This window comes from Endozoicomonas montiporae CL-33, from assembly GCF_001583435.1.
Classification (GTDB): domain Bacteria; phylum Pseudomonadota; class Gammaproteobacteria; order Pseudomonadales; family Endozoicomonadaceae; genus Endozoicomonas_A; species Endozoicomonas_A montiporae.
In genome coordinates this window covers 19,556-43,862 of the sequence record NZ_CP013251.1, presented here as the reverse complement: position 1 = coordinate 43,862, position 24,307 = coordinate 19,556, and the positions used below count along the sequence as shown (strand labels likewise).

Annotated in this window: 22 protein-coding genes; 10 read left to right on the top strand and 12 right to left on the bottom strand. The window is 47.3% G+C overall.

All coding sequences use genetic code 11. The features are described 5' to 3' along the window. Window positions 1-15 precede the first annotated feature (15 nt). From speA to speB, 3 genes are read left to right on the top strand one after another with little or no spacing between them, the layout of a single operon-like run. Complete coding sequence (gene speA, locus EZMO1_RS00170) at window positions 16-2,028, top strand: biosynthetic arginine decarboxylase (protein WP_082212324.1); 2,013 nt, start codon at window positions 16-18, stop codon at window positions 2,026-2,028. Further along, a complete protein-coding gene (locus EZMO1_RS00165; RefSeq protein WP_034879002.1) occupies window positions 2,028-2,951 on the top strand; it encodes an adenosylmethionine decarboxylase in 924 nt (307 codons plus the stop codon). The genes speA and EZMO1_RS00165 overlap by 1 nt, the downstream gene beginning before the upstream one ends. Continuing rightward, window positions 2,948-3,865: an agmatinase gene (gene speB / locus EZMO1_RS00160; protein ID WP_034879001.1), complete on the top strand. Its 918-nt coding sequence runs from the start codon at window positions 2,948-2,950 to the stop codon at window positions 3,863-3,865. Before EZMO1_RS00165 ends, speB begins: the two co-directional genes overlap by 4 nt. Before the next feature lie 74 nt (window positions 3,866-3,939). Here the strand turns inward: speB and EZMO1_RS00155 are convergent, their stop codons facing one another. The 6 genes from EZMO1_RS00155 to purE form a co-directional block, all read right to left on the bottom strand. After that, window positions 3,940-5,364, bottom strand: coding sequence for a hypothetical protein (locus EZMO1_RS00155; protein WP_034879000.1), 1,425 nt, complete (start codon window positions 5,362-5,364; stop codon window positions 3,940-3,942). A gap of 193 nt (window positions 5,365-5,557) precedes the next feature. Then, window positions 5,558-6,208, bottom strand: coding sequence for a YiiX/YebB-like N1pC/P60 family cysteine hydrolase (locus EZMO1_RS00150; RefSeq protein WP_034878999.1), 651 nt, complete (start codon window positions 6,206-6,208; stop codon window positions 5,558-5,560). 30 nt (window positions 6,209-6,238) lie between these two features. After that, complete coding sequence (aroE, locus tag EZMO1_RS00145) at window positions 6,239-7,075, bottom strand: shikimate dehydrogenase (RefSeq protein ID WP_034878998.1); 837 nt, start codon at window positions 7,073-7,075, stop codon at window positions 6,239-6,241. Continuing rightward, window positions 7,075-8,004 (bottom strand): oxygen-dependent coproporphyrinogen oxidase, encoded by a 930-nt coding sequence (hemF, locus tag EZMO1_RS00140; RefSeq protein WP_034878997.1) that lies wholly within the window; start codon window positions 8,002-8,004, stop codon window positions 7,075-7,077. The genes aroE and hemF overlap by 1 nt, the downstream gene beginning before the upstream one ends. A 36-nt stretch (window positions 8,005-8,040) precedes the next feature. Beyond that, on the bottom strand, window positions 8,041-8,667 hold the full coding sequence (gene tsaC, locus EZMO1_RS00135) for an L-threonylcarbamoyladenylate synthase type 1 TsaC (RefSeq protein WP_236632082.1): 627 nt from the start codon (window positions 8,665-8,667) through the stop codon (window positions 8,041-8,043). A gap of 1 nt (window position 8,668) precedes the next feature. Further along, window positions 8,669-9,175: a 5-(carboxyamino)imidazole ribonucleotide mutase gene (gene purE, locus EZMO1_RS00130; protein WP_034878996.1), complete on the bottom strand. Its 507-nt coding sequence runs from the start codon at window positions 9,173-9,175 to the stop codon at window positions 8,669-8,671. Window positions 9,176-9,449: 274 nt separating this feature from the next. Here purE and EZMO1_RS00125 point away from each other — a divergent pair, with 274 nt between their 5' ends. Further along, window positions 9,450-11,561: an autotransporter outer membrane beta-barrel domain-containing protein gene (locus EZMO1_RS00125; protein WP_222842168.1), complete on the top strand. Its 2,112-nt coding sequence runs from the start codon at window positions 9,450-9,452 to the stop codon at window positions 11,559-11,561. 184 nt (window positions 11,562-11,745) lie between these two features. Beyond that, window positions 11,746-13,374 carry a hypothetical protein gene (locus tag EZMO1_RS00120; RefSeq protein ID WP_145912417.1) on the top strand — a complete coding sequence of 543 codons (1,629 nt, stop codon included), beginning with the start codon at window positions 11,746-11,748 and terminating at the stop codon, window positions 13,372-13,374. Between the two features lie 36 nt (window positions 13,375-13,410). Here EZMO1_RS00120 and EZMO1_RS26415 read toward each other — a convergent pair whose 3' ends face one another. Beyond that, window positions 13,411-13,572 carry a DprA-like winged helix domain-containing protein gene (locus EZMO1_RS26415; RefSeq protein ID WP_160174116.1) on the bottom strand — a complete coding sequence of 54 codons (162 nt, stop codon included), beginning with the start codon at window positions 13,570-13,572 and terminating at the stop codon, window positions 13,411-13,413. 541 nt (window positions 13,573-14,113) lie between these two features. Here EZMO1_RS26415 and EZMO1_RS00115 point away from each other — a divergent pair. After that, window positions 14,114-15,292 carry an IS110 family RNA-guided transposase gene (locus tag EZMO1_RS00115; RefSeq protein ID WP_051790568.1) on the top strand — a complete coding sequence of 393 codons (1,179 nt, stop codon included), beginning with the start codon at window positions 14,114-14,116 and terminating at the stop codon, window positions 15,290-15,292. Here EZMO1_RS00115 and EZMO1_RS26410 read toward each other — a convergent pair. Both EZMO1_RS26410 and EZMO1_RS27900 read right to left on the bottom strand, forming a co-directional pair. Further along, window positions 15,289-15,447 carry a hypothetical protein gene (locus EZMO1_RS26410; protein WP_160173990.1) on the bottom strand — a complete coding sequence of 53 codons (159 nt, stop codon included), beginning with the start codon at window positions 15,445-15,447 and terminating at the stop codon, window positions 15,289-15,291. The two genes, EZMO1_RS00115 and EZMO1_RS26410, sit on opposite strands and share 4 nt — an antisense overlap. A gap of 826 nt (window positions 15,448-16,273) precedes the next feature. Then, a protein-coding gene (locus EZMO1_RS27900) for an IS1 family transposase (protein WP_420809906.1) occupies window positions 16,274-17,031 on the bottom strand; the annotation gives its coding sequence in 2 pieces (ribosomal slippage) (window positions 16,274-16,764 and window positions 16,764-17,031; 759 coding nt in all). A gap of 365 nt (window positions 17,032-17,396) precedes the next feature. On the opposite strand from EZMO1_RS27900, the gene EZMO1_RS00100 reads away from it, so the two are divergent. Continuing rightward, window positions 17,397-18,785, top strand: a complete 1,389-nt coding sequence (locus EZMO1_RS00100; RefSeq protein WP_061509236.1) for a hypothetical protein — start codon at window positions 17,397-17,399, stop codon at window positions 18,783-18,785. A 24-nt stretch (window positions 18,786-18,809) separates the two neighbouring features. Here EZMO1_RS00100 and EZMO1_RS26400 read toward each other — a convergent pair whose 3' ends face one another. Then, the gene (locus tag EZMO1_RS26400; RefSeq protein ID WP_160174116.1) at window positions 18,810-18,971 is read right to left on the bottom strand and encodes a DprA-like winged helix domain-containing protein; all 162 of its coding nucleotides are present in this window, start codon (window positions 18,969-18,971) and stop codon (window positions 18,810-18,812) included. Between the two features lie 234 nt (window positions 18,972-19,205). Between EZMO1_RS26400 and EZMO1_RS00095 the strand changes: the two genes are divergently transcribed. Then, complete coding sequence (locus EZMO1_RS00095) at window positions 19,206-20,630, top strand: calpain family cysteine peptidase (RefSeq protein ID WP_061509235.1); 1,425 nt, start codon at window positions 19,206-19,208, stop codon at window positions 20,628-20,630. Window positions 20,631-20,654: 24 nt separating this feature from the next. Here the strand turns inward: EZMO1_RS00095 and dprA are convergent, their stop codons facing one another. Next, window positions 20,655-21,818, bottom strand: coding sequence for a DNA-processing protein DprA (gene dprA, locus EZMO1_RS00090; protein ID WP_051790566.1), 1,164 nt, complete (start codon window positions 21,816-21,818; stop codon window positions 20,655-20,657). Then, a complete protein-coding gene (locus EZMO1_RS00085; RefSeq protein WP_034878991.1) occupies window positions 21,815-22,849 on the bottom strand; it encodes a LysM peptidoglycan-binding domain-containing protein in 1,035 nt (344 codons plus the stop codon). Before EZMO1_RS00085 ends, dprA begins: the two co-directional genes overlap by 4 nt. Window positions 22,850-23,059: 210 nt before the next feature. On the opposite strand from EZMO1_RS00085, the gene EZMO1_RS00080 reads away from it, so the two are divergent. Together EZMO1_RS00080 and def are read left to right on the top strand one after the other, a co-directional pair. Continuing rightward, the gene (locus tag EZMO1_RS00080; RefSeq protein ID WP_034878989.1) at window positions 23,060-23,482 is read left to right on the top strand and encodes a hypothetical protein; all 423 of its coding nucleotides are present in this window, start codon (window positions 23,060-23,062) and stop codon (window positions 23,480-23,482) included. A gap of 136 nt (window positions 23,483-23,618) precedes the next feature. Further along, window positions 23,619-24,128, top strand: a complete 510-nt coding sequence (gene def, locus EZMO1_RS00075; protein ID WP_034878988.1) for a peptide deformylase — start codon at window positions 23,619-23,621, stop codon at window positions 24,126-24,128. The last annotated feature ends 179 nt before the right edge of the window (window positions 24,129-24,307 follow it).

Genomic DNA, 24,307 nt, shown 5'->3' with positions numbered 1-24,307 from the left:
AGAGTAAAAAGCTTAATGGATAACACTGAAGACTTTAGTGACAGCAGACCATTCCCGGCACAGGCGGTGCTGGGCGAACCTCTGTCTGAGCAGAAAACAGAACACTGCGTCGCTGATGGCTGGAACGTAGAAGAAGCCCGTTCCACCTACAATATTCGCTATTGGAGTCAGGATTACTTTGACCTGAACGACGATGGCCATGTCACCGTGAACATGAAGGGCAAACCTCCGGTGAATCTGGATAACATTGCCCATCAGCTGACCCGGCAGGGTGTGTCTCTGCCGGTTCTGGTCCGCTTCCCGGAAATCATTCATGACCGGGTAGATTCACTGTGTAATGCCTTTAACCGTGCCATTCACGAGTACAGTTACGATAACCAGTATCTGGCTATTTACCCGATCAAGGTTAACCAGCAACGCGCGGTGGTGGAAGAGATACTGGAGAGTCAGTCGGCGCGTCAGAACCGTCAGCTGGGGCTCGAGTCAGGCAGTAAGCCGGAACTGCTGGCGGTGCTGGCACTGGCTAAACGCGCCAGTTCCGTGATTGTTTGCAATGGCTATAAAGATCGTGAATACGTTCGGCTGGCACTCACCGGTGAGAAGCTGGGACATCAGGTTTACATTGTTCTGGAGAAGCTCACCGAGCTGGACATGGTTCTGGCTGAAGCGGCCAAAATGGGTGTAAAACCAAGGCTGGGGCTGCGGGTTCGTCTTGCTTCACAGGGCAAAGGCAAATGGCAGGCCAGTGGTGGTGAGAAGTCCAAATTTGGTCTGTCTGCCAGTCAGGTGTTGCATGTTATTGAGCGACTGAAGCAGGAAAATCAGCTTGATTGCCTGCAACTGCTGCATTTCCATCTCGGTTCACAGATTGCCAATATTCGTGACGTGCGCAAGGGTGTCAGCGAGTGTGCGCGGATTTATGCCGAGCTGTATCGCATGGGCGCGCCAGTGAAGTATCTGGATGTCGGTGGCGGACTGGCAGTGGACTACGAAGGTACCCGCAGCCAGAGCCATTGCTCCATGAACTACAGTCTGCAGGAATATGCGAACAACATCATCTATACCATTGGTGATCTCTGTAAACAGTATGAGCTGCCGATGCCGGGTGTTATTTCCGAGTCCGGTCGTAACCTGACGGCTCACCATGCGGTACTGATTACCGATGTGGTGGGTGTGGAAAGTTATGAACCGGAACTGCTGGAAGCACCTGCCGACGATGCACCCAGACTGCTGCACAACATGTGGAGTTCCTGGCAGGACCTGGCTCGTGGTTTAAGCCAGCGAGCACTGGTGGAAATCTATCACGACAGTCAGGCCGACCTTGCCGAAGCACACACGCAGTTTGAAATGGGTCTGCTCGGGCTTCAGCACCGGGCATGGGCTGAAAACGTTAATCTGCGTATCTGTCACACTTTGAAAAGCCGCCTGTCTACCCGCAACCGGGCACACCGCCCACTGATTGATGAACTGAGTGAAAAACTGGCTGACAAGTTCTATGTGAACTTTTCGCTGTTCCAGTCTCTGCCCGATGCCTGGGGCATTGATCAGGTGTTTCCGGTTCTGCCGTTATCCGGACTGGATCGACCACCGGAAAAGCGTGCCGTGATGCTTGATATCACCTGCGATTCCGACGGTGTGATTAACCAGTATGTCGATGGTCAGGGCATTGAAACCACCTTGCCGGTTCCCACCTGGCATGCTGACAAGCCCTATCTGCTGGGTATTTTCATGGTCGGTGCCTATCAGGAAATTCTCGGCGATATGCACAACCTGTTCGGCGACGCCGACACTGCATCCGTTCGCATTACCGATCTGGGGCTGGTTGAAGTCACTGAATATCAGCCCGGCGACACGGTGGAAGACGTCCTGCGCTACGTCAATCTGCAGCCGGAAAGCTTTTTGCGGACGTTCCGCCAATTGGTCAGGGAAAACCTGCCTCTCAATGAACAACAGGCCACACTGGCCGAACTGGAATCAGGACTGCGGGGTTACACCTACCTCGAATACGTCGGAGGGAATGAGCTGTGATGTTTTTTGAAGGCTCGGAAAAGAAAGTTGAAATGGTCACAGCCCCCGAAGCAGGCTCGCTGCGTGCTTTGGGCAAGGATTTCTGGGCAGGCGTTGTCGCCAAAGCCCAGGCAGAGATTCTGGACACCATCAGCAACGAACACTGCGACGCTTACCTGCTGTCTGAATCCAGCCTGTTTGTCTGGCATGACCGTTTTCTGATGCTGACCTGCGGTACCACCACTCTGGTGGATGCCACTCTGTATTTTCTGGATCATTTTCCGCTGGATCACATTCTATTTGCCAGCTTCCAGCGTAAAAACGAGTATCAGTCACATCTTCAGAAAAGCACCTTTGAAGAAGACATTGACCGCCTGAGCAAACGCCTTGAAGGCCCGGCTTTTCGTCTGGGACATCTGGACAGTCATCACAATTACGTTTTCCATCTGGATAAGCCTTACCAGCCGGAAGCGGATGACAACACCAGCGAGCTGTTGATGTACCACATCAAAGGCGAAAATGCCGAGTATCTGCGCGCTGAGGGTCAAACGGTTGAGGGCATTCGTAAGTTGCTTAGACTGGATGACATTCTGCCGGACTTTGAAATCAGTGACTGGCTGTTTGAACCTTTTGGTTATTCACTGAATGCTATCAAAGGTGACCGGTATGCCACCTTCCATATTACTCCGCAGGAAGACAGCTCTTACGTCAGCTTTGAAACCAATATGGATCTGCAGAAGAATCCGGTGGTTCCGGTTCTGCTGGAAGCCCTGAACCCGGGCTGTTGGGATCTGATTGGCTTTAATGCCAACCAGGTATTACCAGAACAGCATGATTACCTGTGTATGTCCCGTTGTGATCTGCCTTTAAATTGTGGCTATGATATGCGTTTCAGGCATTATCAGCATTCAGGACATGCAACAGTAAAGGCTGAAAAATTATGAATACTCTCGGGCAAAGACAGGATCATTCTCTGTACGCCAATGCTTTTGGCTATCTTCGACAACCGTTAAATTTTGATCCGGTCAACAGCAATGCTGACGTGATCATCACCGGTATTCCTTTTGACCTTGCCACCACGGGTCGAGGCGGCTGCCGTCAGGGGCCGGAAGGTATTCGCAAAGCGTCTGTCAATATCGCTTGGGAAGGCAAGCGCTGGCCGTGGAACTTTGACATTACCAAACGTCTTTCTATTGAAGACTGCGGTGATCTGGTGTTTGATTGCGGCGATGCCCGGCAGATGAGCGACCGCCTGTTTGAACATTCCGACAGCCTGATTGCAGCAGGCAAAACACTGCTCAGTTTCGGTGGTGATCACTACGTAACTCTGCCGTTGTTACGTGCTCACGCCAAACATTATGGCGAACTGGCACTGATTCACTTTGACGCCCACACCGATGATTACGATCAGGGCGGCAAATTTGATCACGGCACCATGTTCTATCACGCCCAGGTTGAAGGGTTGATCGATCCTTCAGCCTCCATTCAGCTAGGTATTCGTACGACACACGACTACGATAATACACCGTTCAACGTACTCGGTGCAGACTACGTTAATGACGCTTCTGTTGATGAAGTGGTCGAAAAAATTCGCAGCGTAGTGGGTAACCGTCGTGCCTACCTGACCTTTGACATCGACTGTCTTGATCCGGCCTATGCCCCCGGCACAGGCACACCCGTATGTGGCGGACTGACTACAGACAGGGCTTTTAAACTTCTTCGCGGTTTGAAAGGTCTGGATATTGTTGGCATGGATGTGGTGGAAGTGTGTCCGGCTTATGACCAGAGCGATATAACCGCACTGGCCGGAGCAACGATTGCACTAGAGATGCTTTATTTACAAAGTTTTCGTCAGTGAAACTTATTGTGACTGCCTTTTGTCAGGCAGTCATTACTGCTGTTTTTGCCGTTTCGGCATGCAAAATAGTACGACTACTGAATCTGGCCTGTGACCAAAAGATCAAAACCGGTCGAAGTGCTCTCCAACTTATATGTTTTTTTATTAAAGTTAACAGGGAAAAAGATACATTCTTTGGTTTCTTTGGCGAACACACCAAATTGCCGAATCAGAATATCGTTATCATAATAACTGCAAAAATAGAGTGGCTGACCAGTAACACTATCATACCCGGCAATCAAAGCCCCGGACGGGATGCCTGAATCTTTGTGGTACTCCTGCCAGAGAATGGGTTGTTCCCGGTTAAATAAAGGCGTCAGATATTTTGTCTGCTTCTTGCCTTCCAGATTGAAGGCCCGAAAAGCCTTTTTTTGCTGGATATTGATATACCAGCAGTCTTTCCCTAGCCTGTTACCCACAAGAAATTGCCCAAGCTCTGTTTTGGGTGAGCAATATGTAGAGGCGATATCTTTGGAGTCAGCATCCGATTGAATTATAGATGGGACATTTGTGTCCGTTTTTTGTTGCCATTGAATGGTTGTCTTTTTGTTAGAAGCACTCATCTTTCTGGCTCTTGGTACCAATAGAGCCGAAGCGGTATTTTTTTCCGGTGAAAGATCATTCTTATTCGAAGTTGATAATGCACTATAGTCTTTGTTTTTGGTAATTTCCCAACCTGCCACTGGTGTGCATGGAGAGTTAATGAAGTCAGTGGCGGGTTGTGAGCTATCAAAGGTCAGAATGCCTGGTGCGCCATTCAACACACCTTTGCACAGATGCACATCGGTATCATAAACTCCCTCACCAGAAAAACCAAACACTACAGTGGTATAGATGCGTCCAAGCGTGGCTGGCAGCCACCTGTAATGTCTCTCCGGAGTTTCCACCAAGAGTAAATATTTGCCCGGTTCTTCCTCTAATCTCTTCCCGGATACTGATCCCTGAACGTCAGTTTCATCGACCTCACAGCCGGTCGGAAGCCCCGGCAGGTCTGGTATTTTCAGATACCCCACAAGCTGACCAGCCCCGGCAGTAGGGGGGATACCTTGTTCCTGCGTTACCATACAATAGCTGGTCAGATTGCCAGTCTGAGAATAAAAAAAGAAGGGAGTCAACTTAAAATCAGAGTGTCTGATTTGCTTGAGAGAGGCCCAGTGGAAACCTCCGTTGCTGAAGGTGATACTCCGTGTCTGATCCCCTGTTTTTTCAGAAGGTATTGACCCTGAGGTTGGCAGCTGAGGCTTCATCATTTGACGCATTGCCTTCACTTCGTTGTTAATCTCAGTGATTGTCAATGTATTGTATATATGTGAAGAAGAATAAGCTGCGAAAATAAAGAACCCTCCAACGGCAGCCGGGAACAGAATAGTCTTCACACTTCGCTCTGCCAGTGCACCGTTCGGCAAGGCCAACACTGCGACCAGCAACACGGGTAAAGCTTTTTGAGCGTAATCTCTCATTTGTACAACCTATGTAATCACATAACGAAGAGAGAGGATAATAGACAAAATCTGACCAGATGGTCATAAAATAGCCTTGTTTTTTTGAATAAACCACTTTATCTGCGCTGACCCTCGAGCCTTTGGGTATTTATGCCCTTTGGTATTGCCTGATCATCTCGAAAGTCATGCTCAGAACGAAGCTGATTTTCAATCAGACCGTTTGCAGTGGAGGCTTAAAAATACTGAGCGATTCCAGCCTTGATGGCAGTTGACCTATCACATTTAGAATTTCCAGTTTTTCAGAACAGGACACTAACGCCGGATGAGAACCGGGCTTTCCTTCAGGAATCGGTTGACCCGTCTTTTTATAATGCTGAATCCAGTAAGGAAGGAGTTTGCCGGTTTCCATATCTCTGAAGCCCATAGGTGTCTGTGGAAAAACAAAGCGACCATGGTTGGCTTGACGCCAGGCTTCCAGCACCAGTTCACTGCAATACCAGCCTTTACAACGGCCGTTATAGTCACTGTCGTAAGGCTTATTCAGCTGTTTCAGGACAAACTCGACGGCACTGTCAGTAAGGTGCTGAAATTCCGGTAGCAGTCTGGCCTGCACAACACAGTGTCGTCCTGAAGTGTCCACAACCGAACGTTCAAGGAAATGCTTCAGATCGATGCATCGAACCTGTGGCATGGTGGCCTCAACAACCTGTCCCTGCCCATGATTGTCGCCACAATAAATAGCTACATGGTTCAGAAGCATGCCGTTATAACCGGCAAAAACACGACTGATGGCGTATTCCAGTTCACCACCGGAACGCAGCTGAAAAAGCAGGTCACCTTTTTTCAGGTTGGTCATTTCCATCAAGGTTCCTTCTTGTTAAGCTGCCATTTTTTAAGCTGACATGTCTTCACGAAGATGCAGCAGCACGGGTGCAGTATCCGGACGAACACCACGCCAAATCAGAAACTGTTCTGCCGCCTGTTCCACCAGCATACCCAGACCATCCAACGCCTGACGGGCTCCATGCGCCAGTCCCCACTGATTAAACACAGTGGTTTCACTGGCGTACATCATGTCGTAGCAAATGGTATGTTCAGCCACTATTTCAACGGGCAGGGGAGGGAGGTCGCCCTGCAGGCTAGCTGAAGTGCCATTAATAATCAGATCAAAATTCCCTGAAAGATCTGTAAATCCACAGGCAGAAACGGGCTTTTCGGGAAACAGTTCTACCAATGCTTCAGCTTTGCTGACAGTGCGATTGGCAACGACCAGCTCGGAAGGCTTTTGTTCCAACAAAGGCTCAAGCACACCACGCACCGCACCACCCGCACCCAGAATAAGAATACGTTTGTTCTCCAGTTCTACCTGATGGTTCACTGATAAATCACGCACCAGTCCCAAGCCATCGGTGTTATCACCATGAATTACGCCATCGTTGGTTATCCACAATGTATTCACTGCCCCGGCTTTTTCTGCACGAGCTGTACGATGTTGTGCACATTCCCAGGCCTGTTCCTTAAACGGAACGGTGATACTCAGGCCATGCCCTCCAAACTCTTCCTTGAAAAAGTGGTTAATGGCTTCATCAAAACCATCCACAGGTACCAGTCGGGCGTTATACTGTAGCCGCTGTTCAGTCTGACTGGCAAACATCGTGTGTATCCGGGGTGACTTGCTATGAGCAACGGGGTTGCCCAAAACGGCATACTTATCAACAGGACCCGCCATTAACGTAAGACCTCTGGCTCGTTTACCCAATCTCTGGGTTTCAGGAAAACATCGTACAAACGCGCTTCTTCACTACCAGGCTCTGGCTGCCAGTTGTAATTCCAGCGCACGAGTGGTGGTAAAGACATCAGGATAGACTCTGTACGCCCGCCTGACTGCAAACCAAACAGTGTTCCACGATCGTAAACCAGATTGAATTCAACGTAGCGCCCGCGACGATACTGTTGAAACTGCTTGTGCTGTTCACTGAATGGCGTTTGCCTGCGCTTTTCAACAATCGGTATATAAGCATCAATAAAACTGTTGCCCACCGCCTGCATAAACTCGAAACAACGTTCAAACGGCCACTCATTCAGGTCATCATAAAACAGCCCGCCAATGCCTCTGGGCTCGTTGCGATGCTTTAGGAAGAAGTAATCGTCACACCATTTCTTATACCGGGGATAGACGGATTCACCAAAAGGCTCACAGGCCGTTTTGGCTGTGGAATGCCAGTGCTGACAGTCTTCTTCAAATCCATAGTAGGGGGTCAGGTCGTAACCACCGCCAAACCACCAGACTGGCTCTTCACCGTCTTTTTCTGCCACCATCAGGCGGACATTGGCATGGGAGGTTGGAACAAAAGGATTATCGGGATGAATCACCAGCGATACACCCATTGCCTGAAAACTGCGGCCTTCCAGTTCAGGGCGCTTGGCTGTGGCAGAAGCGGGTAATCGCTCACCTTTTACAAATGAAAAGTTGACACCGGCTTTTTCGAATACGTGACCACCTTCAAGCACCCGGGCACGACCGCCACCACCACCGTGGTACTCCCAGCTTTCTTCGGAAAAGACCCTTTCACCGTCCTGTTCTTCCAGAGCGGCACAAATGGCATCCTGCAGTGACAATAAGTAGTTTTTGACCTGTTCTGTTTTTATCTTTGTCATGTCTCATCCCATGCGCTTCAGGCGCATATCGGCCATTCAGCCGGACCGGATGACCTGCCCGGTTCGTAAGTCACGAATTTCAGAAGGCGTATTTTGTGAACCGGTTTTTCCGGGTACGATCAAATCGACTTCTGCACCAAAATGCTGATGCAACGACTGTTCGGTGAGCAAGGGCGGTTCTCCTGCCCGATTGGCAGAAGTGGAAATTAACGGATGCCCAGCAGCTTCACACAAAGCCTGCACAACCGGGTGATCACTGATACGGACAGCCACCGTATCAAACTGACCTTTTACCCAGTCAGGCACCCAATGATTGATGTCGGGAATCAGCCAGGTAAAAGGTCCTGGCCAGGAGTCGGAAAGAGCTTGCCGCTGAGTTGCCGTCAGCGGTTCCAGCAGCGGCGCAATCTGGGCTTCAGAGGCCGCCACCAGAATCATGCCCTTCTCTACAGGGCGGGCTTTGATATCCAGAATGCGGTACACCGCATCCCTGTTCCAAGGATCGCAGCCCAGCCCCCATACTGCTTCGGTAGGATAAGCAATAACGCCCCCCTGATGCACCGTGACCGCTGCCTGTGCGGTGGACAAGTTATTATTCGGAGTTGTCTCCGGAGTTGCCTGTTCCAGAGTCATCCCGGAATTTACATCAGGGGTCGCAGTCATATCAGCCGTTCAGTTGTTGTTGCAGGGCAGCGTCTTTCGCCAGTACTTCTTCAGTATTGGCCTTACGCTCCATCTGCAGACGATCAGCCAGCTCTTTATCACCCAAGGCAATAATTTGAGCAGCAAGATAGCCTGCGTTTTTCGCACCGGCTTTACCAATAGCAACGGTCGCTACCGGAATACCACCCGGCATTTGTACGGTAGACAGCAGAGCGTCCAGACCGTCCAGAGGACCTGCATCAATCGGTACACCAATCACCGGTTTGATGGTCAGGGAAGCAACCACACCCGCCAGGTGCGCCGCCATGCCTGCACAGGCAATAAAGGCTGCGCAGCCACGCTTGTCAGCGTCGGTGACATAGTGATGAGTCGCTTCCGGAGTTCGGTGTGCAGAATGCACTTTAACTTCAACTGGAACATCCAGCTTTTTGAGTACGTCGATAGCGGCCTGAACCTTGGGCAGGTCCGAATCAGACCCCATTAGAATAGCAACGAATGGCTTCGTCATAACACTTCCATTTGGATTGATCAGCAAGATTCGGATTCTAACAGGTCTTTATAACTATGTTGAGCATTGCACCCTCTGTTTAAAACCACTTTCTTTCAGCCAGTCGAGGCCGACAACACTATGAAACCGTCAACGTGAAAGGTTTCAGATGATATCTCTTTTCCATGGCAGCGGCTTTCAGAAGCACTCTATTCATTTATTGATTAAATTGTGCACAGGATTACTTATTCAGCCCTCTTTTGCTCTGACAATTATCAACAACAATTACACTATTTTGAATGATCAAACGGGTAAAGAGCTTGAACCATTTATATTCAGGCTTGATCCCTCTCCTGCAGGAAAGTATGAAGTCGATAATTTCGCTTCTCTCAAAGCTGCCGGGCCGGGACAATCGGTTTTCAATGTGTCAGCAAACACCAACCTGACTTTATACAATGTGAAAACGTTGTCTGCAGACCTTAACGCAGGATCGGTTATAAAGGCTTATGGCGGAACACTCATTATTAACAATTACGGTGATATACAGTCTGCCAGCAGCAGCTTTGCCATTGATATCCTGGGAGCCAGTTCCGGCAGAATATACAATACCGGAGCGATTAATGGCAAAAATCTCATCCGCAGTAATGCGCCTTTCACCGGCACCATTATCAATAACGGCTCATTGAATGCTGGTGCTGGAACTGCGATTGATTTCTCCTCGAGTTCAGCCCTGAACCTTGAGAATAAGGGAGTGATTCGAGGTAATATTTATGGTTCTCCAAGTCTCACCGACAATTTTAAGCTTGATAGCGGTGTGTTCAATGGCGTTGTAAACGGAGTTGAACAGGTAACAAGCAGCGGCCAGAGCAATGTATCCGGCACATTTACTGGAACTCTGCAGTTCAGAAACTCTGGAGAGCTTTCTACTGATGGTCTGGTACTGGATGGAACCGATTATATTCAGGAAACAAACAGTTCTCTGGTTGTATCACTGACTGAAGCAAACCTGACCCAACCTGTGATAGAAAGTGGTAGTGCCAGCTTTTCATCGGGCAGCACTCTGTCGCTGGAGCCTGATTTTTATGTACTGACCAGAGAAGGCATTTCAAACTATAAAGCCTTGCGTTCAAACACTACGATTGCTGGAAAGGACCAGCTAAACATCGATAGTTCTCTGTTTTTTGACAGCATTTCCATCACCGGAAATCATCAGGAAATCGATATTACCCTTCAAGCCAGAGACATTGATGAGGTGATAGCTGAAAGTGGCCTGATTGATGATTCTAAAGAAGCCTACAGCGAAGCTCTGGAAAACGTTATTGACGTTCTGGAAACGCCTGAAATCAGCCTGGCAACGACCAGTGAAGTTGAGAGCTGGTTTTCCGCACTGACAGCCGTTTCGGACGACGAGCAGCTGGCAAAGATTGCAAAAGAGCTCAAGCCTTCGACTAATGGCAGTATTGCCTCTTTGCCAATGACAATGACCCGGTCGATTCAACAGCAACTGACGCAAAAAGCTGCCAGTCGATTTGACTCCTTAAATTATGGTGACACCAGCGAATCAGCCAGTAAACGTTTATGGGGGGTAACGTATCACTCTACCAGCCACTACAAAAAGCAGCGAAAGAAAAATGGCACACTGATCAGAGGCTACGATGTAACCAGCGACGGACTAACTCTTGGTTATGATCAACAATGGTCAAACGATTTAATGGCAGGTGTGGCCTTTAGTTACGGGAACAGCAAAACGAAAAAAAATCATTCTCCGGATTTTTTAAACCTGCAAAGTTATCTGATCAGTCTTTACGGTCAAAAACGCTGGTCAGACTGGTCTTTAACTGCCGTTCTTAGTTCCGGCCTCCATAAAAATACTCATCAGCGATTTTATGAAGTTGCCTCACTTGATTCAGCCAAAAGCAAGTTCGATAGCAGGCATCATGGGTTATCATTGCTTCTGGCTAAGAAACTTCAGTACTCAGACTGGTTTATTTCACCTCATATCAGCTTGAATTATCAGACTTTATCGACACCAAATTATACCGAAACCGGCTCGCTCAATTACCACTATGCATCCAATGAGTACAAACTGATGGAATCCGGTGTGGGCATCCTTACAGAAACCTTTCAGAAAATAGGTCGCCATTTGCTGACATGGCAATTTTCAGGCTCTGTCTGGCATGACTTCAAAGCAAAAGCATATGAGGTAAAAACAGCTTATGCCTTCACTAGCAAGCCCTCCTGGTTTACATCCACAGGCACAAGCCTTAATAAAAACCGCTATGAGATTCAAGCTGGCTTAAGCTACTCAATGTCAGAACAGGCGGTTATAGAGTTGGCCTTCAGTCGCAACGGGTCTGAAAGGTGGCATAGTGATTCTGGTTATTTACGTCTGGAATACAACTTTTGAATTTTTATAAACAACAATAAAAATAAGGTTTTGTAAGATGATTTTTTTGATCTCACAATTTAAAAACTTTTTTCCAAAGGCACCTGTTCTGTTTCTTTTCTGTCTTTTATTGCACAGAACTGCACTCGCAGAGGATAGTTTGCTGGGCATTCCTTTTACCATGCCGGGTCAGGAAACAGCTATTATGCTTTACACTGCCACGCAACCTGAAAAACCGCAGGGTAAAAATCTGGTTCTGCTGAGTCTGAGTGGTGGTACCGGGTTTGGTATTTACGCTTTTGTATTCAGGTTTCAGGAAGTAGTGAACGAAGGCCGGAAAAAGCCCATTCCCTTTAAAAGAATCATGTATGGCGAAGCTGAAGAGGCTGAAGCGGTTAAGAGAATATTCGATTTTCCCTCTGGTCCAGATGATATGTTGCTGCTAATGGATGATGAATCGCAGGAAAACATTCACAATACTGACATTGCCAGGAGCTGGGTAAAAAGCAGTCGTCAAACCATTGCCCTGGTTAATGATGTTCTGTACAAACTGATACCTGAAAATGAGATACACACGATACCTTACTCCTTTTTTGAAACCCTGCATCACAGCGAATACCTGTATGATGTCAAAAGTCTGGATGAAGAATACCAGAAGCTGACTCTAAAACTACTCTCAGAAGAAAGACTGGATATTGAAACCAGCTTCAGGAGCCTGTTTTCCGGATATGTTGAATCGATGACTGATTACGGAAAATCCATTCATCATAAAATTGTTTATCCCGGGCAGCCTATGCAGGCAGGTATTGCAAGGGAATTTGGTCTTCGCAGTCATAAGATAGGTTTGTTACTGAATAAACCTGACAAGCCTTCAAACTATCTTAAACACCTGTCTGTATTATCTGATGACGAGCTGCTCGCATTAACCGGGCAGACCAACAGAAAAAAAGCCCTCGCTTTTTTTGTTTCTGGCAATTACTACTACTCATACATGCACACCCTGTTTGCCAACCTTCAGTTTATTCAGACTTTGTCTTTAGCAACAAACAAAAACAGGCTCACTCTGATAATGAAAATGAAGGCAGAAGATTTTGAAGACCCTGCAATTATTGATGCACTGCGAAAAGTGAACATTACCCATGTTAAGTTCTGGTCTGAAAAATCCGGAGAGGTAGAGTTTGACCTGAGACCTGCCCAGCAGGATAAACACGGCTTTCAAATCAGGGTGGTTAACGTGTTTCCAACACCAGAACCTCTGGCTCAATCTCTGGCATTTTTCTCTCAGCCAGTGGTGGGAACAACAGGAGAACTTAGTTTATTTCGGGTGCTTTCCATGGGTAAGCTCCCGCTGCACGAATGGATGATTTTACAACGCTTCGTTAATGATGAGTTTGCCCGCATTGCCAAAGAGAGCGGCCTTGAAACCATGCACGATTATTTCCGTTATTTCTCTCCGGGGAAAAAAGCCAGTGCACTTAAACGGATATTAAAAGAACCTTCAACTATCTCAACATTTACCAATTCACTGACTACCCGTTACAACGCTTCTCCGATTCTTAGAGCTTTAGTCGAGCAAACAATGGATGGAAGCAGTGAATTATGGCTCGCTATCTCCAAGGTCGACGAGGCTATTGAACAAAATACTATTCATGAACTTCCACCAAAGTGGCAGGATATCGCCTGGCTAAGGCAGATAAACAAGACCTTTCAGCAGCTGACTGAATCATCTGGTCAAGACGAAATCGAAGCCGCCATGCAGGATATCCGTATCTATAAGGACAATATCAAAACGTCACTTCTGAAAGAAATTCTGAATAAAGCAGATGAAGAATAGGGGGGCAAGAGCACCTTAACGCTCCATAAAAAAGTATCAGCGCACCCTGACAAAACCACCGGGAACAGACTGCACCAGACCTTCCATTTCCAGCTCGGTGAGCACCACTGACAACTCGGCACAAGGCAGACCTGACACCTGGCTGAGCAGATCCATACTGGCAGACCCCATTAAAATATCAACGAATGGCTTATTCATAACACTTCCATTTGGATTGATCAGCAAGATTCGGATTCTAACAGGTCGTTATGACTATATTGAACACTGCTTCGCCTAACAGAGGTGTCCAGTTCACTAACCCATATAGGAACTCTTTGGAACTTCCTGTCATCTAATACCAAAGCTGCAGTTTTTTAAAAGCGCCCCAGGCCGAACGCGGCCAAACATCTATGAGTAACTAACGTTCCAATAAGCCCTTTCTTGTACTTTATTATCAAATCGTCATGACCGCATCTCCGGCCACCCCGCACTATGAAAATAATGTTCTGCCACAATGCAACTGAAGCAGAGCCTGACAGTGGTCGATGTTTTTGCAGTGGCTTTTAGACCCTGAACTCAAATTGACCTGGGCTGGATCGTTCGCACCCTCGCTTATCTCATGATTCAGAGCTGGCACCATCAGGTTCCACCTCTGGAACATTGAATGCACGGCAAACAGCCCTTTTCTCCAAGTGAGATTATGGCGATCCGATTCAGTCCGTCAGGCTCTGCCGTTCCTCCGTGAACGTTTGGAGCATAGATGATGCAAACGATTGTGAAAAACTGTGCAGGCATTGATGTCCACAAAATGATGGTCATGGTTGCCGTTCGCAAAGAAATGCCTGAGGGTGATACTCAGGTGCTTACCCGTGAGTTTGGTACTTTCCGCAAAGATCGCGAGTTAATGTGCCAGTTCCTTCAGCAGCACCAAATTGATCTTGTGGTGATGGAAAGCACGGGGGTTTACTGGAAAAGCATTTATGCATCCATTATTGGCTTTGGTTTGACACCCTGGGTAGTCAATGCCCGGCATGTTAAAAATGTACCTGGTCGTAAAACAGATACACTGGACAGTCAGTGGCTAGCCCAGCTTGCTCATTGTGGTCTGGTTCGTCCGAGCTTTGTACCACACCCTGATCAGGAGCAGTTGCGCTTACTGACTCGACGCCGAGACACTGTTGTTAAACAAATAGCCACTGAGAAGAACCGGCTCCATAAAACTCTCGATGACAGCGGAATTCGTCTTGGAGGCCTGATCAGCGACATCAATGGTAAGTCTGGCCAGCGTATGATTAATGCTTTGATTGATGGTGAATCACTGCAGGATATTATCAAGAAAGCGGATGGGCGACTAAAGGCAGACAAAAAACAACTGATGGCCAGTATGGATGAGAAATTATCTCCCTCTCATCTGATCGTATTGAAAGAGATTCGGGCACACATTAGCTTCCTTAGTGAACAGCTTCAGAAGCTGGAGTGCCTTATCCTGAGTGCTATTGATCCATGGAAAGAAGCTTGGCAGCTTCTCCAGACTCTACCCGGAGTCAGTGAGATGAGCGCTGCAACACTCATTGCAGAAATTGGTGATGATATGGATCAGTTCGGAGGCATGAAGGAGATTGCTTCATGGGCAGGACTTTGTCCTGGAAATAATGAAAGTGCAGGCAAACGCAAAAGTGGTCGAACCCGCAAAGGAAATAAAATGATTAAGACAATCCTTTGTGAAGTGGCTAATGCAGCCATCAAGACCAAGAGCCAGTTCAAGGGTAAATATCAAAGTCTGGTCATTCGTAAAGGGCATAAACGAAGTTTAATTGCGATAGCCCACAAGCTTATTCGTGTCATTTATACGCTAATCGGGATAGGGTGGAGCCTCGCGGCTCCACTCCTCCCACAACACCCAGCGTACGGGTCCGTACTGGGCGTTTCGGTTAGTTAAGCGTCTACCATCAGCACAAACATGACAATGGAAGGGTCAGTGATACAAGACATATGACTCACACCACCCGCCGGGCTTTTGTAATCCTGTAATGCCGATATAGTCTCAGCTCTTATGACCTTGCAGCTTTCGGTTCCGCCGTCACCGCTTGGCATGAGCACCAGTGTTTGCTGGCCTTTGTCTGCGTCCGATATATCGAGAAACAGAAACTAATCACCGCTCTAACCGTTCAGGCCTTCACTGACTTCGCCAGCTACTATGCCGTCTGCTGACTTCTGTATGGCGATCAGGACATCTTACGATGACCTCAGTCTGAAATATCAGACACCAGACAGACCTCCCGAGGTAAGTTACACCGCCTTCCCTGCACAACTGCCGGATTTACTGTCCGAGTGTCCGGATGAGTATGGGACTTCGTCATCACATGCTGACTCGTCCTCACGCAGACAGCCTCATATCCGATTTCTATTCGTCAGCTCGCAGTTTTGCTCCACACTGCCTTCAGTCTGCACCTCGCGATACAAACCTTGTGCTTCGCTAGCCCTTCGCCCTCATCTGGCTGGGCAGGGGACTTTCACCCCCAAGCTGTGCAACATGCTCGGCACACATGAACTACCCCGGAGCAAGCTCCGGGGTATCAAGTTAGCTCTTGAGTAGTTCGCAGCAAGCTGCGGGGAATTAGACCCAAGGCTTCGCATTAAAGCGACGACAGCCTTATGTCGATCCTGACATTGATTATGAGGGTCTGATGGTCAGGAAAAATGCGTCACGCTGGTTATATAAACTGGAGGAATACGGACTACTTGCTCAGGCTCAACAAATAGCCTGATTTTATTTCTGAAACGATTGTTCCTTGTTTTGTTTGGGGTGGCTACTTGCGTCCTGAATTTGGTTATTTTCACGGCAAAAATATAAATCCAGTGACAACAAGGCTTGTGGAGTGAGTTACTCAGAAGTTTTTTAGGTAGTGGGCCAGAACTGTTATATCGCGTGAATATTGACCCCAAACTCAACTTTATTAATCAATAATCCAATAACAATATCGTGCATCTTTTCGAGCTTTGAAAAACAAATTGTCTTTCTGGCCAACCGTTTAATCCAAGTCCGAAAATTAAGGTTTTTACGCTCTATCTTCTGAGTGTTTGCTTTACCAATAATATGCATGTTTTCATCAAGGTGTCGCTCATAGGCTCCCCAATCATCGGTGTAAAATTTATTAATACCAAATGGCTTCAGAAGTGTTTTGAGTTCTTTAAAAACTTCATCTTTCCGTTTTCCGAAAACATAAGCAAGCACGGTATTTGTAGCGTGATCAACAGCATACCAAAGCCAGCGTTGGTTCGATTTATCATGAACATACGACCACTGCTCATCTAGCTCAGCCTCTTGGCAGACAAGCCCTACATGAATAATTGCATCTGACTTGAGATCAATAGTTTGAATATTTGGGTTGACCTTTACCAGACCGCTTTCTTTTTTTTTAGAGTCTTTATTACTGTTGTCTTGCTTATTCCGAGTACTTTACTTGTATCCCTGATTCCGCTGCCATTTATTGCCATATCGATGATTTTTTCTTTAACGCCAGGCTCACAGGCCTTGTAGCGATATTCAAGCATGAAGGTTTTGATTTCACATTTGTCATTACAGCAATAGTATCGTGGAACATCATGAGTGCTGTATCCGAAAGGCCGAACTTGGTTACTGCCACATGTTGTACAGAGGACTTGCGTAAGGCACATTTTTAAACCGCATTTTTCAAAGTTGCCGAATGTCGTATTTTAGCAGACAGGGCTAGAATCACAGAACTGTGCCACTACCGTTTTTTAAAAGAAAAAGCGCCCCAGGCCGAACGCGGCCAAACATCTATGAGTAACTAACGTTCCAATAAGCCCTTTCTTGTACTTTATTATCAAAAATATAAATCCAGTGACAACAAGGCTTGTGGAGTGAGTTACTCAGAAAAAGCGCCCCAGGCCGAACGCGGCCAAACATCTATGAGTAACTAACGTTCCAATAAGCCCTTTCTTGTACTTTATTATCAAAAATATAAATCCAGTGACAACAAGGCTTGTGGAGTGAGTTACTCAGAAGGAGGTAAAATATTATGGGTCGTTTATACACTCTATTACTGGCCGGTCTGTTCTTTTTTTCTATCCAGATTTTTGGCGTGGAATTCTCACCCGGCTACCCGGTGGCATACCGCTACTTCCCGGAACTGACAGGCGCAATAGATAAAAACTTTGACGGCCTGCTCTCCTACGATGAGCTGATTGAGGGTTACCATGCCCCGTACCTGAACAAGGACCTTTACCAGACCATCAGGCTTTACCTTGTTAATTTTGAGTCATGGCAAAATCCTGTCACAGCCTCATTAAGCAGAGAGAGTATCGAGCTGGCTGAACTGTCGGGACACGTCGCAAAGTACCATTACGAACAGGATAACGCGTTCTGGGATGCCTGGCTTGCACAGCCTGAACGGCAACCCTTTGCCGAGGCCTATAGACGGCTTTTTCCTCATGGCCTGACCAGTGTTACCCCGGATAATCTCCTGCAGACATATTTTCCAGATTGTGTCCTGATTGCCTCGCTGGCCTCAATAGCCAGCTCTGAAACCGGAAAAAGGCTAATCTTCAATTACTTCTATACCGTTGATGAACAGACATTTGCCATTTTTTTTCCCGGTTTTCGTACAGAGGCCTTCATTCAATTCAGCGAAGTTGAGCGCTACTCACACTTTGCCAAAACACGCGATGGTGGCAAATGGCTGGCCATGCTGGAAGCCAGTTACGGCTATCTATCGAAAAAATACATTAATGCGAATAAACGAAATGGCAAGTTGCAATTTAAGTATCATGGATATTCAGATCTGGCTACAATAGACCCGTCAACAGTCTCTAAGACACTCATGAACTCCCCCTCCGACTTCATCAACCCGCAACTTGAGACTCAGGAGCGGTTTAAGGAGCTACTCAACTCTTTTGTTGATGATGAAAAAGCAGCGGGTGTTATTATTAACCCATTATTTTCAGCACATCTGGGGTTAAGGTCATTCAGCGAAATCGAATCCGGTCATGCCTACAGCCTGATTGGCTATGACAAAGAAAAAGATATTGTTTATATTCGCGACCCTCATGGTCAGTCTGCTGCGGTTGAAAACCGCTTTACCATTAATCAGCACATCCAGTCTCTTTCCTCAGGAAATAGCGTAATATTTGAATACATGGCGAGTAATCCCGAATCCCCTGACTACGGATTTAGTATGGACCTGACAGTGTCGAAAATAAACTTTTTACTTAATCAAACTTTCCCAGGGATTCTGGAAGTAACCAAGGGCAGAATCCCTTCAGATGTTTTTGAACTTAGGCCTACTTCTGAGAGAAGCCCCGCCAATACCGGCATCATCGAAATGAGCGTACAGCAGTTGATTGATACATTTAATGTCCTGTACTTTAGCCAGTGCGGACCGTACCAATGTCCAAATAACGATAACTAAAGAGAATAAATCGATAAGACTGTTTCAGCGCACCCTGACAAAACCACCGGGAACAGACTGCACCAGCCCTTCCATTTCCAGCTCGGTGAGCACCACTGACAACTCGGCACAAGGCAGACCTGACACCTGGCTGAGCAGATCCATACTGGCAGACCCCATTAAAATATCAACGAATGGCTTATTCATAACACTTCCATTTGGATTGATCAGCAAGATTCGGATTCTAACAGGTCTTTATGACTATGTTGAACACTGCTTCGCCTAACAGAGGTGTCCAGTTCACTAACCAATATATGAACTTTTGGAACTTCCTGTCACCTAAATGGTTGATGGGGCTTGTCACAGCCCCTGATCACACCAGTGGGAGTGGGTGTTGCCTCATACCAAAGGTGCAGTTTTTTTAAAAGGAGGTAAAATATTATGGGTCGTTTATACACTCTATTACTGGCCGGTCTGTTCTTTTTTTCTATCCAGATTTTTGGCGCGGAATTCTCACCCGGCTACCCGGTGGCATACCGCTATTTTCCAGAACTGACAGGCGCAATAGATAAAAACTTTGACGACCTGCTCTCCTACGATGAGCTGATTGAGGGTTACCATGCCCCGTACCTGAACAAGGACCTTTACCAAACCATCAGGCTTTACCTTGTTAATTTTGAGTCATGGCAAAATCCTGTCACAGCCTCATTAAGCAGAGAGAGTATCGAGCTGGCTGAACTGTCGGGACTCGTCGCAAAGTACCATTACGAACAGGATAACGCGTTCTGGAATGCCTGGCTTGCACAGCCTGAACGGCAACCCTTTGCCGAGGCCTATAAACGGCTTTTTCCTCATGGCCTGACCAGTGTTATCCCGGATAATCTCCTGCAGAATCATTTTCCAGATTGTGTCCTGATCGCCTTGCTGGCCTCAATAGCCAGCTCTGAAACCGGAAAAAGGCTGATATTCAATTACTTCCATATGACTATTGATGAACAGACATTTACCATTGTTTTTCCGGGTTTTCGTAAGGGAGTTTCGATTCAATTCAGCGAAGTTGAGCGCTACTCACTCTTTGCCAAAACACGCGATGGCGGCAAGTGGCTGGCCATGCTGGAAGCTGCTTACGCCCATCTGTCGAAAAAACACCTCAATGCGAATAAACGAAATGGCAAGGCACAATTTAAGTATCATCAATATTCAGATCTGGCTGGAGTAAACACATTATCAGCATCTGAGGCACTCATGAACTCCCCCACCCACCTCTTAATCAACCCGCAATTTAAGACTCGGGAGCAGTTTAAGGAGCTACTCAACTCTTTTGTTGATGAAGAAAAAGCAGTGATTTTTTCAATTCTCCCATTGTTGTCAACTCCCCTGAAGTTCAGGCCTTTAGTAGCAGCTCCCCTGGGGTTAAGGCCGTTCATGAATATCAGGTCCCTGCATGCCTATAGTCTGATTGGCTATGACGAAGAAAAAGATATTGTTTATATTCGTGACCCTAAAGGTCAGTCCGCTGCGGCTAAAAATCGCTTTACCATTAATCAACATATACAGTCTCTTTCCTCAGGAAATAGCGTAATATTTGAATTTATGACGAATAATCCCGAATCCCCTGACTACGGAGTCGCTTATGGCCTGACAGAGGAGCTAATACGCCATAAGCTTAATCAAACCGAACCGGAGATAATGGACTTAGGCAAAGGCGCAATTCCTTCAGATATTCCAAGCCCCGCGTCTACTTCTGAGAGAAGCCCCGCCAATACCGGCATCATCGAAATGAGCGTACAGCAGTTGATTGATACATTTAATGTCCTGTTATTTAGCCAGTGCGGACCGTACCAATGTCCAAATAACGATTACTAAAGAGAATAAATCGATAAGACGGTTTCAGCGCACCCTGACAAAACCACCGGGAACAGACTGCACCAGCCCTTCCATTTCCAGCTCGGTAAGCACCACTGACAGCTCGGCACAAGGCAGACCAGACACCTGACTGAGGAGATCCATACTGGCAACATCGAACCCCATACAATCCAGTACATGCAGGTGCTGGCTGTTAATGGCATCGCTGACTATTTCAGGTTCCGGATCAGTTTCATCCAGCATGGGTTCAAGCTGAGGCTGAAGCTCCAGAAGGACATCTTCGTGGCTTTCAACCAGAACAGCGCCTTCACGCAATAACTGGTGACAACCTTTGGAGAGTGGGTTCAAAACAGATCCGGGCACTGCAAATACGTCACGTCCCTGTTCCGCAGCCAGTCGTGCAGAGATTAACGACCCGCTTTTCTGCTCGGCCTCTACCACCAGAACGCCCAAGGACAAACCACTGATAATGCGATTTCGTCTTGGAAAGTGTCCGGGGCTGGCAGAAGTGCCCAGCGGGAACTCACTGACAATGGCTCCCTGCTGGGCAATAAGGGAATAAAGGCTCTGATGGTTACGTGGATAGATCTGGTCAACACCTGTACCCAGCACCGCAACCGTGCTGCCATAACTGCTGAGCACCCCTTGATGGGCTGCCGCATCGATGCCCAGCGCCAGTCCACTGGTAATCACCAGACCGCTTTTCCCAAGCTCCAGAGCCAGATCATGAGCCAGCCGTCGTCCCTGTGGGGTAGGGCGACGACTCCCGACAATGGCCAGTTGAGGTTCTGACAGCAACTTGGGATTACCAATCACATAAATCAGCGGCGGCGCATCAGAGATTTCTTTCAGCCGAACCGGATAGGCCGGACTGCTTAAAGGAATGATATGGTGAGCTTCACTGGATTCAAGCCAGTTACGTGTGTGCTCAATTCGTTCGCTGATGTCAGACGTTTCAGGTTTTCCGGCAATGCATCGAGCCAGTTTATCGGGTAAACCGGCCCGAAGCTGATCATAGGTAGCATTAAGGATGCTTTCAGGATGGCCAAACTCTTTAAGAAGTGCCCGGTAACGAACCGCACCCAGCCCGGAAATGAACGACAGTAAAAGCCATTGCCGTAGCTCCTGCCATTCCTGCTGGTGTAAAGCTTCTTGTTCAGTATTCGGTCTGGTCAGTTCAAGGGTCATTCAGGACTCTTTATGTTATCCCCAATCGTAATGTCTTCATTAGCCGACAGCACAATACCATAGCTCAATTTTTCGAACGGGCGATAAACCATAATCATTCCCACCCTTTCCGGAGGCAGCTTAATGTTCTGTCCGGAAAGCGGATCTTTAACCAGAAGGCTTTTGTGTACGGTCAGAATATCACCCTGTTTTAATCCTTCGCGCAGACCTTTGTTAATGATCACCGTGCTATAACGTCCAACCCTGTCAACGCCATCCACTACGGACACCACCGAACCTTCAACAGGAGCATCCGGAGCCCGGGGAAAGAAAGTGGTGGCCTGGGAGAAAGTATCTGCTGGCAACACCCGGTCACCGGCACGGACTTCTCTATTGCTGTTAAGCACTCTGAGCGTTGCAATATCGCTGGCGGTTTTCAACATGGCTGCATTGGCTATATCCATAGCAACAACACCTAACAGCTCACCACTGGTCGGATCGGAAATCACGTCACCAGAGCGATAAACACCAAGTGTTCTTCCCTGCAGGGTATTCACCCGCCCTCTTGCATAAACTTTGTCTCCGTCACCGGCAATAATTTTCTGCTGCTTGGTAGCGAATATATAAGGTGCAGACTCAAGCTCCTGCATATTGTTGAATATCCGGCTGTCTCTCAGAAATGAGTCGATTGCCTGAAGCGGAATGGCAGGAATGGCTGATTCTGCCGGAAGCGTTCGTATTTTAGGGCTCAGCTTTATCGTCCGGCCACTCTCACCGCGTCGAACAATAGTGAGCCGTGGACGTCCATCGATGTAGACAAGGCTGATAACATCACCGGGAAAAATCAAATGCGGGTTATGGATCTGTGAATTTGCGTGCCATATCTCCGGCCACAACCAGGGGCTTTTCAGAAACCGGTTGGATATATCCCAGAGGGTATCGCCCTGAGTCACCACATATTCTCTTGGGGAATCGGATTTGATCGGGCTGTCAATAGCAAAGCCTGATGCTGTAATACACGTTAATAAAACCCCAAGAATGAAGTTTCTCATGGCGGAAAAATCCCTGAATTATTATTTTTATCATTGCCAGCAGTGTACCAATTCGCACTCAGAACGAGCAATGAATGTTATCTAAAGTTTCGACCAGAGCACTTCTTTCTGAATATTCAACGGTTTTCCTGACAGCAGAACTTCATTGGGTACAAGGTCTGTTTTTACCGCCGATAGGGTTAGAATCATCCTTGCTATTACTGACAACTAATGAACATAACAACAACGGTCGTTTTGTCTGAAAACACACCGGCTCATCAGACAAGAGTAAAGCAAAACCTGTGCCGCTGGGCACTCATTGAATTACAGGCGAAGGGTTACTCCAACAGGGTTATTAATACTGCGATTATCAGGGCGTTGAAAGATTTTCAGGGCCGAAAGCTGGAGTTTATCCGCTGGGTACACAACACACCTTCGTACCGTCAAAACAGCTCGTTTGATCCCAAAAAGCAGTCTACTTTTATTTCCAAACAGGCTGTCCCCGCTATGGCATCAGTGCTTAAGAAAAAAGGCTATGTCGATAATGCCGTTGAAAAACTGGTTCACCTTATGATTTCTCATGCGGGTGATACCGGGCAGTGCAGTATTGCGAGTCTGTGGCAGTCGGCCAAAGACTGGCCTGCTATCCGATAACCCCAACCTGATCACAGTTTCCTGCTATCAGACTTTCTCAGACCCCGAGGGAAGTACTAATGTACTTAAAACTACCTATATACCAAAAAGATATTTAAAATTAGCTTCTAATCAAAATCTTTAATCAGAGATCCTCATGGCACTGCTCGATATTCTGGAATACCCTGACGAAAGGCTGCGCACCATTGCCAAGCCTGTTTCCGAAGTAAACGACGATATTCGCAAAATCGTTGATGACATGCTGGAAACTATGTATGACGCCAAAGGTGTTGGTCTGGCAGCTACCCAGGTCGATATCCACCAGCGTATTGTGGTAATGGATTTCTCCGGGGACAACAGTGAGCCACTGGTTCTGATCAACCCGACGTTTGAGTCACTGACTGAAGAGCTGACTGATATTTCGGAAGGCTGTCTGTCGGTGCCAGGCGTTTTTGAACTATTAGATCGTCCTGCGTCTGTACGTCTGACTGCTCTGGATCGCGATGGCAAAGAATACTCTATGGATTTCGATGGTCTGGCGTCCGTATGTGTTCAACATGAAATTGACCATCTGAATGGCAAACTGTTTGTCGATTACCTTTCCAAGCTGAAGCAAGATCGTATTCGCAAGAAGATGGTTAAGCACAAGCGCCTGACAACTGCCTGACAGCTATCAGCCCGACGCCTGAATAAACAGGCGTCACAATTTTACTCTCTCCGACAGTTTCCTTATCATTCACCGTCATCTCTACTCTTTCCGCTACTGCGGAGCCATTCATAATACCAATTCCGTTTTCTAAATATGACCATGAGCAAGCCATTTCAAATCGCTGGGCAAGGAAGAAC

Excerpts from the sequence above, each read along its gene's own strand:
- speA (WP_082212324.1), top strand. The coding sequence starts at position 16 with ATGGATAACACTGAAGACTTTAGTGACAGCAGACCATTCCCGGCACAG.
- EZMO1_RS00165 (WP_034879002.1), top strand. The coding sequence starts at position 2,028 with ATGTTTTTTGAAGGCTCGGAAAAGAAAGTTGAAATGGTCACAGCCCCC.
- speB (WP_034879001.1), top strand. The coding sequence starts at position 2,948 with ATGAATACTCTCGGGCAAAGACAGGATCATTCTCTGTACGCCAATGCT.
- EZMO1_RS00155 (WP_034879000.1), bottom strand. The coding sequence starts at position 5,364 with ATGAGAGATTACGCTCAAAAAGCTTTACCCGTGTTGCTGGTCGCAGTG.
- EZMO1_RS00150 (WP_034878999.1), bottom strand. The coding sequence starts at position 6,208 with ATGGAAATGACCAACCTGAAAAAAGGTGACCTGCTTTTTCAGCTGCGT.
- aroE (WP_034878998.1), bottom strand. The coding sequence starts at position 7,075 with ATGGCGGGTCCTGTTGATAAGTATGCCGTTTTGGGCAACCCCGTTGCT.
- hemF (WP_034878997.1), bottom strand. The coding sequence starts at position 8,004 with ATGACAAAGATAAAAACAGAACAGGTCAAAAACTACTTATTGTCACTG.
- tsaC (WP_236632082.1), bottom strand. The coding sequence starts at position 8,667 with ATGACTGCGACCCCTGATGTAAATTCCGGGATGACTCTGGAACAGGCA.
- purE (WP_034878996.1), bottom strand. The coding sequence starts at position 9,175 with ATGACGAAGCCATTCGTTGCTATTCTAATGGGGTCTGATTCGGACCTG.
- EZMO1_RS00120 (WP_145912417.1), top strand. The coding sequence starts at position 11,746 with ATGCTTTACACTGCCACGCAACCTGAAAAACCGCAGGGTAAAAATCTG.
- EZMO1_RS26415 (WP_160174116.1), bottom strand. The coding sequence starts at position 13,572 with ATGAATAAGCCATTCGTTGATATTTTAATGGGGTCTGCCAGTATGGAT.
- EZMO1_RS00115 (WP_051790568.1), top strand. The coding sequence starts at position 14,114 with ATGATGCAAACGATTGTGAAAAACTGTGCAGGCATTGATGTCCACAAA.
- EZMO1_RS26410 (WP_160173990.1), bottom strand. The coding sequence starts at position 15,447 with ATGCCAAGCGGTGACGGCGGAACCGAAAGCTGCAAGGTCATAAGAGCT.
- EZMO1_RS00100 (WP_061509236.1), top strand. The coding sequence starts at position 17,397 with ATGGGTCGTTTATACACTCTATTACTGGCCGGTCTGTTCTTTTTTTCT.
- EZMO1_RS26400 (WP_160174116.1), bottom strand. The coding sequence starts at position 18,971 with ATGAATAAGCCATTCGTTGATATTTTAATGGGGTCTGCCAGTATGGAT.
- EZMO1_RS00095 (WP_061509235.1), top strand. The coding sequence starts at position 19,206 with ATGGGTCGTTTATACACTCTATTACTGGCCGGTCTGTTCTTTTTTTCT.
- dprA (WP_051790566.1), bottom strand. The coding sequence starts at position 21,818 with ATGACCCTTGAACTGACCAGACCGAATACTGAACAAGAAGCTTTACAC.
- EZMO1_RS00085 (WP_034878991.1), bottom strand. The coding sequence starts at position 22,849 with ATGAGAAACTTCATTCTTGGGGTTTTATTAACGTGTATTACAGCATCA.
- EZMO1_RS00080 (WP_034878989.1), top strand. The coding sequence starts at position 23,060 with ATGAACATAACAACAACGGTCGTTTTGTCTGAAAACACACCGGCTCAT.
- def (WP_034878988.1), top strand. The coding sequence starts at position 23,619 with ATGGCACTGCTCGATATTCTGGAATACCCTGACGAAAGGCTGCGCACC.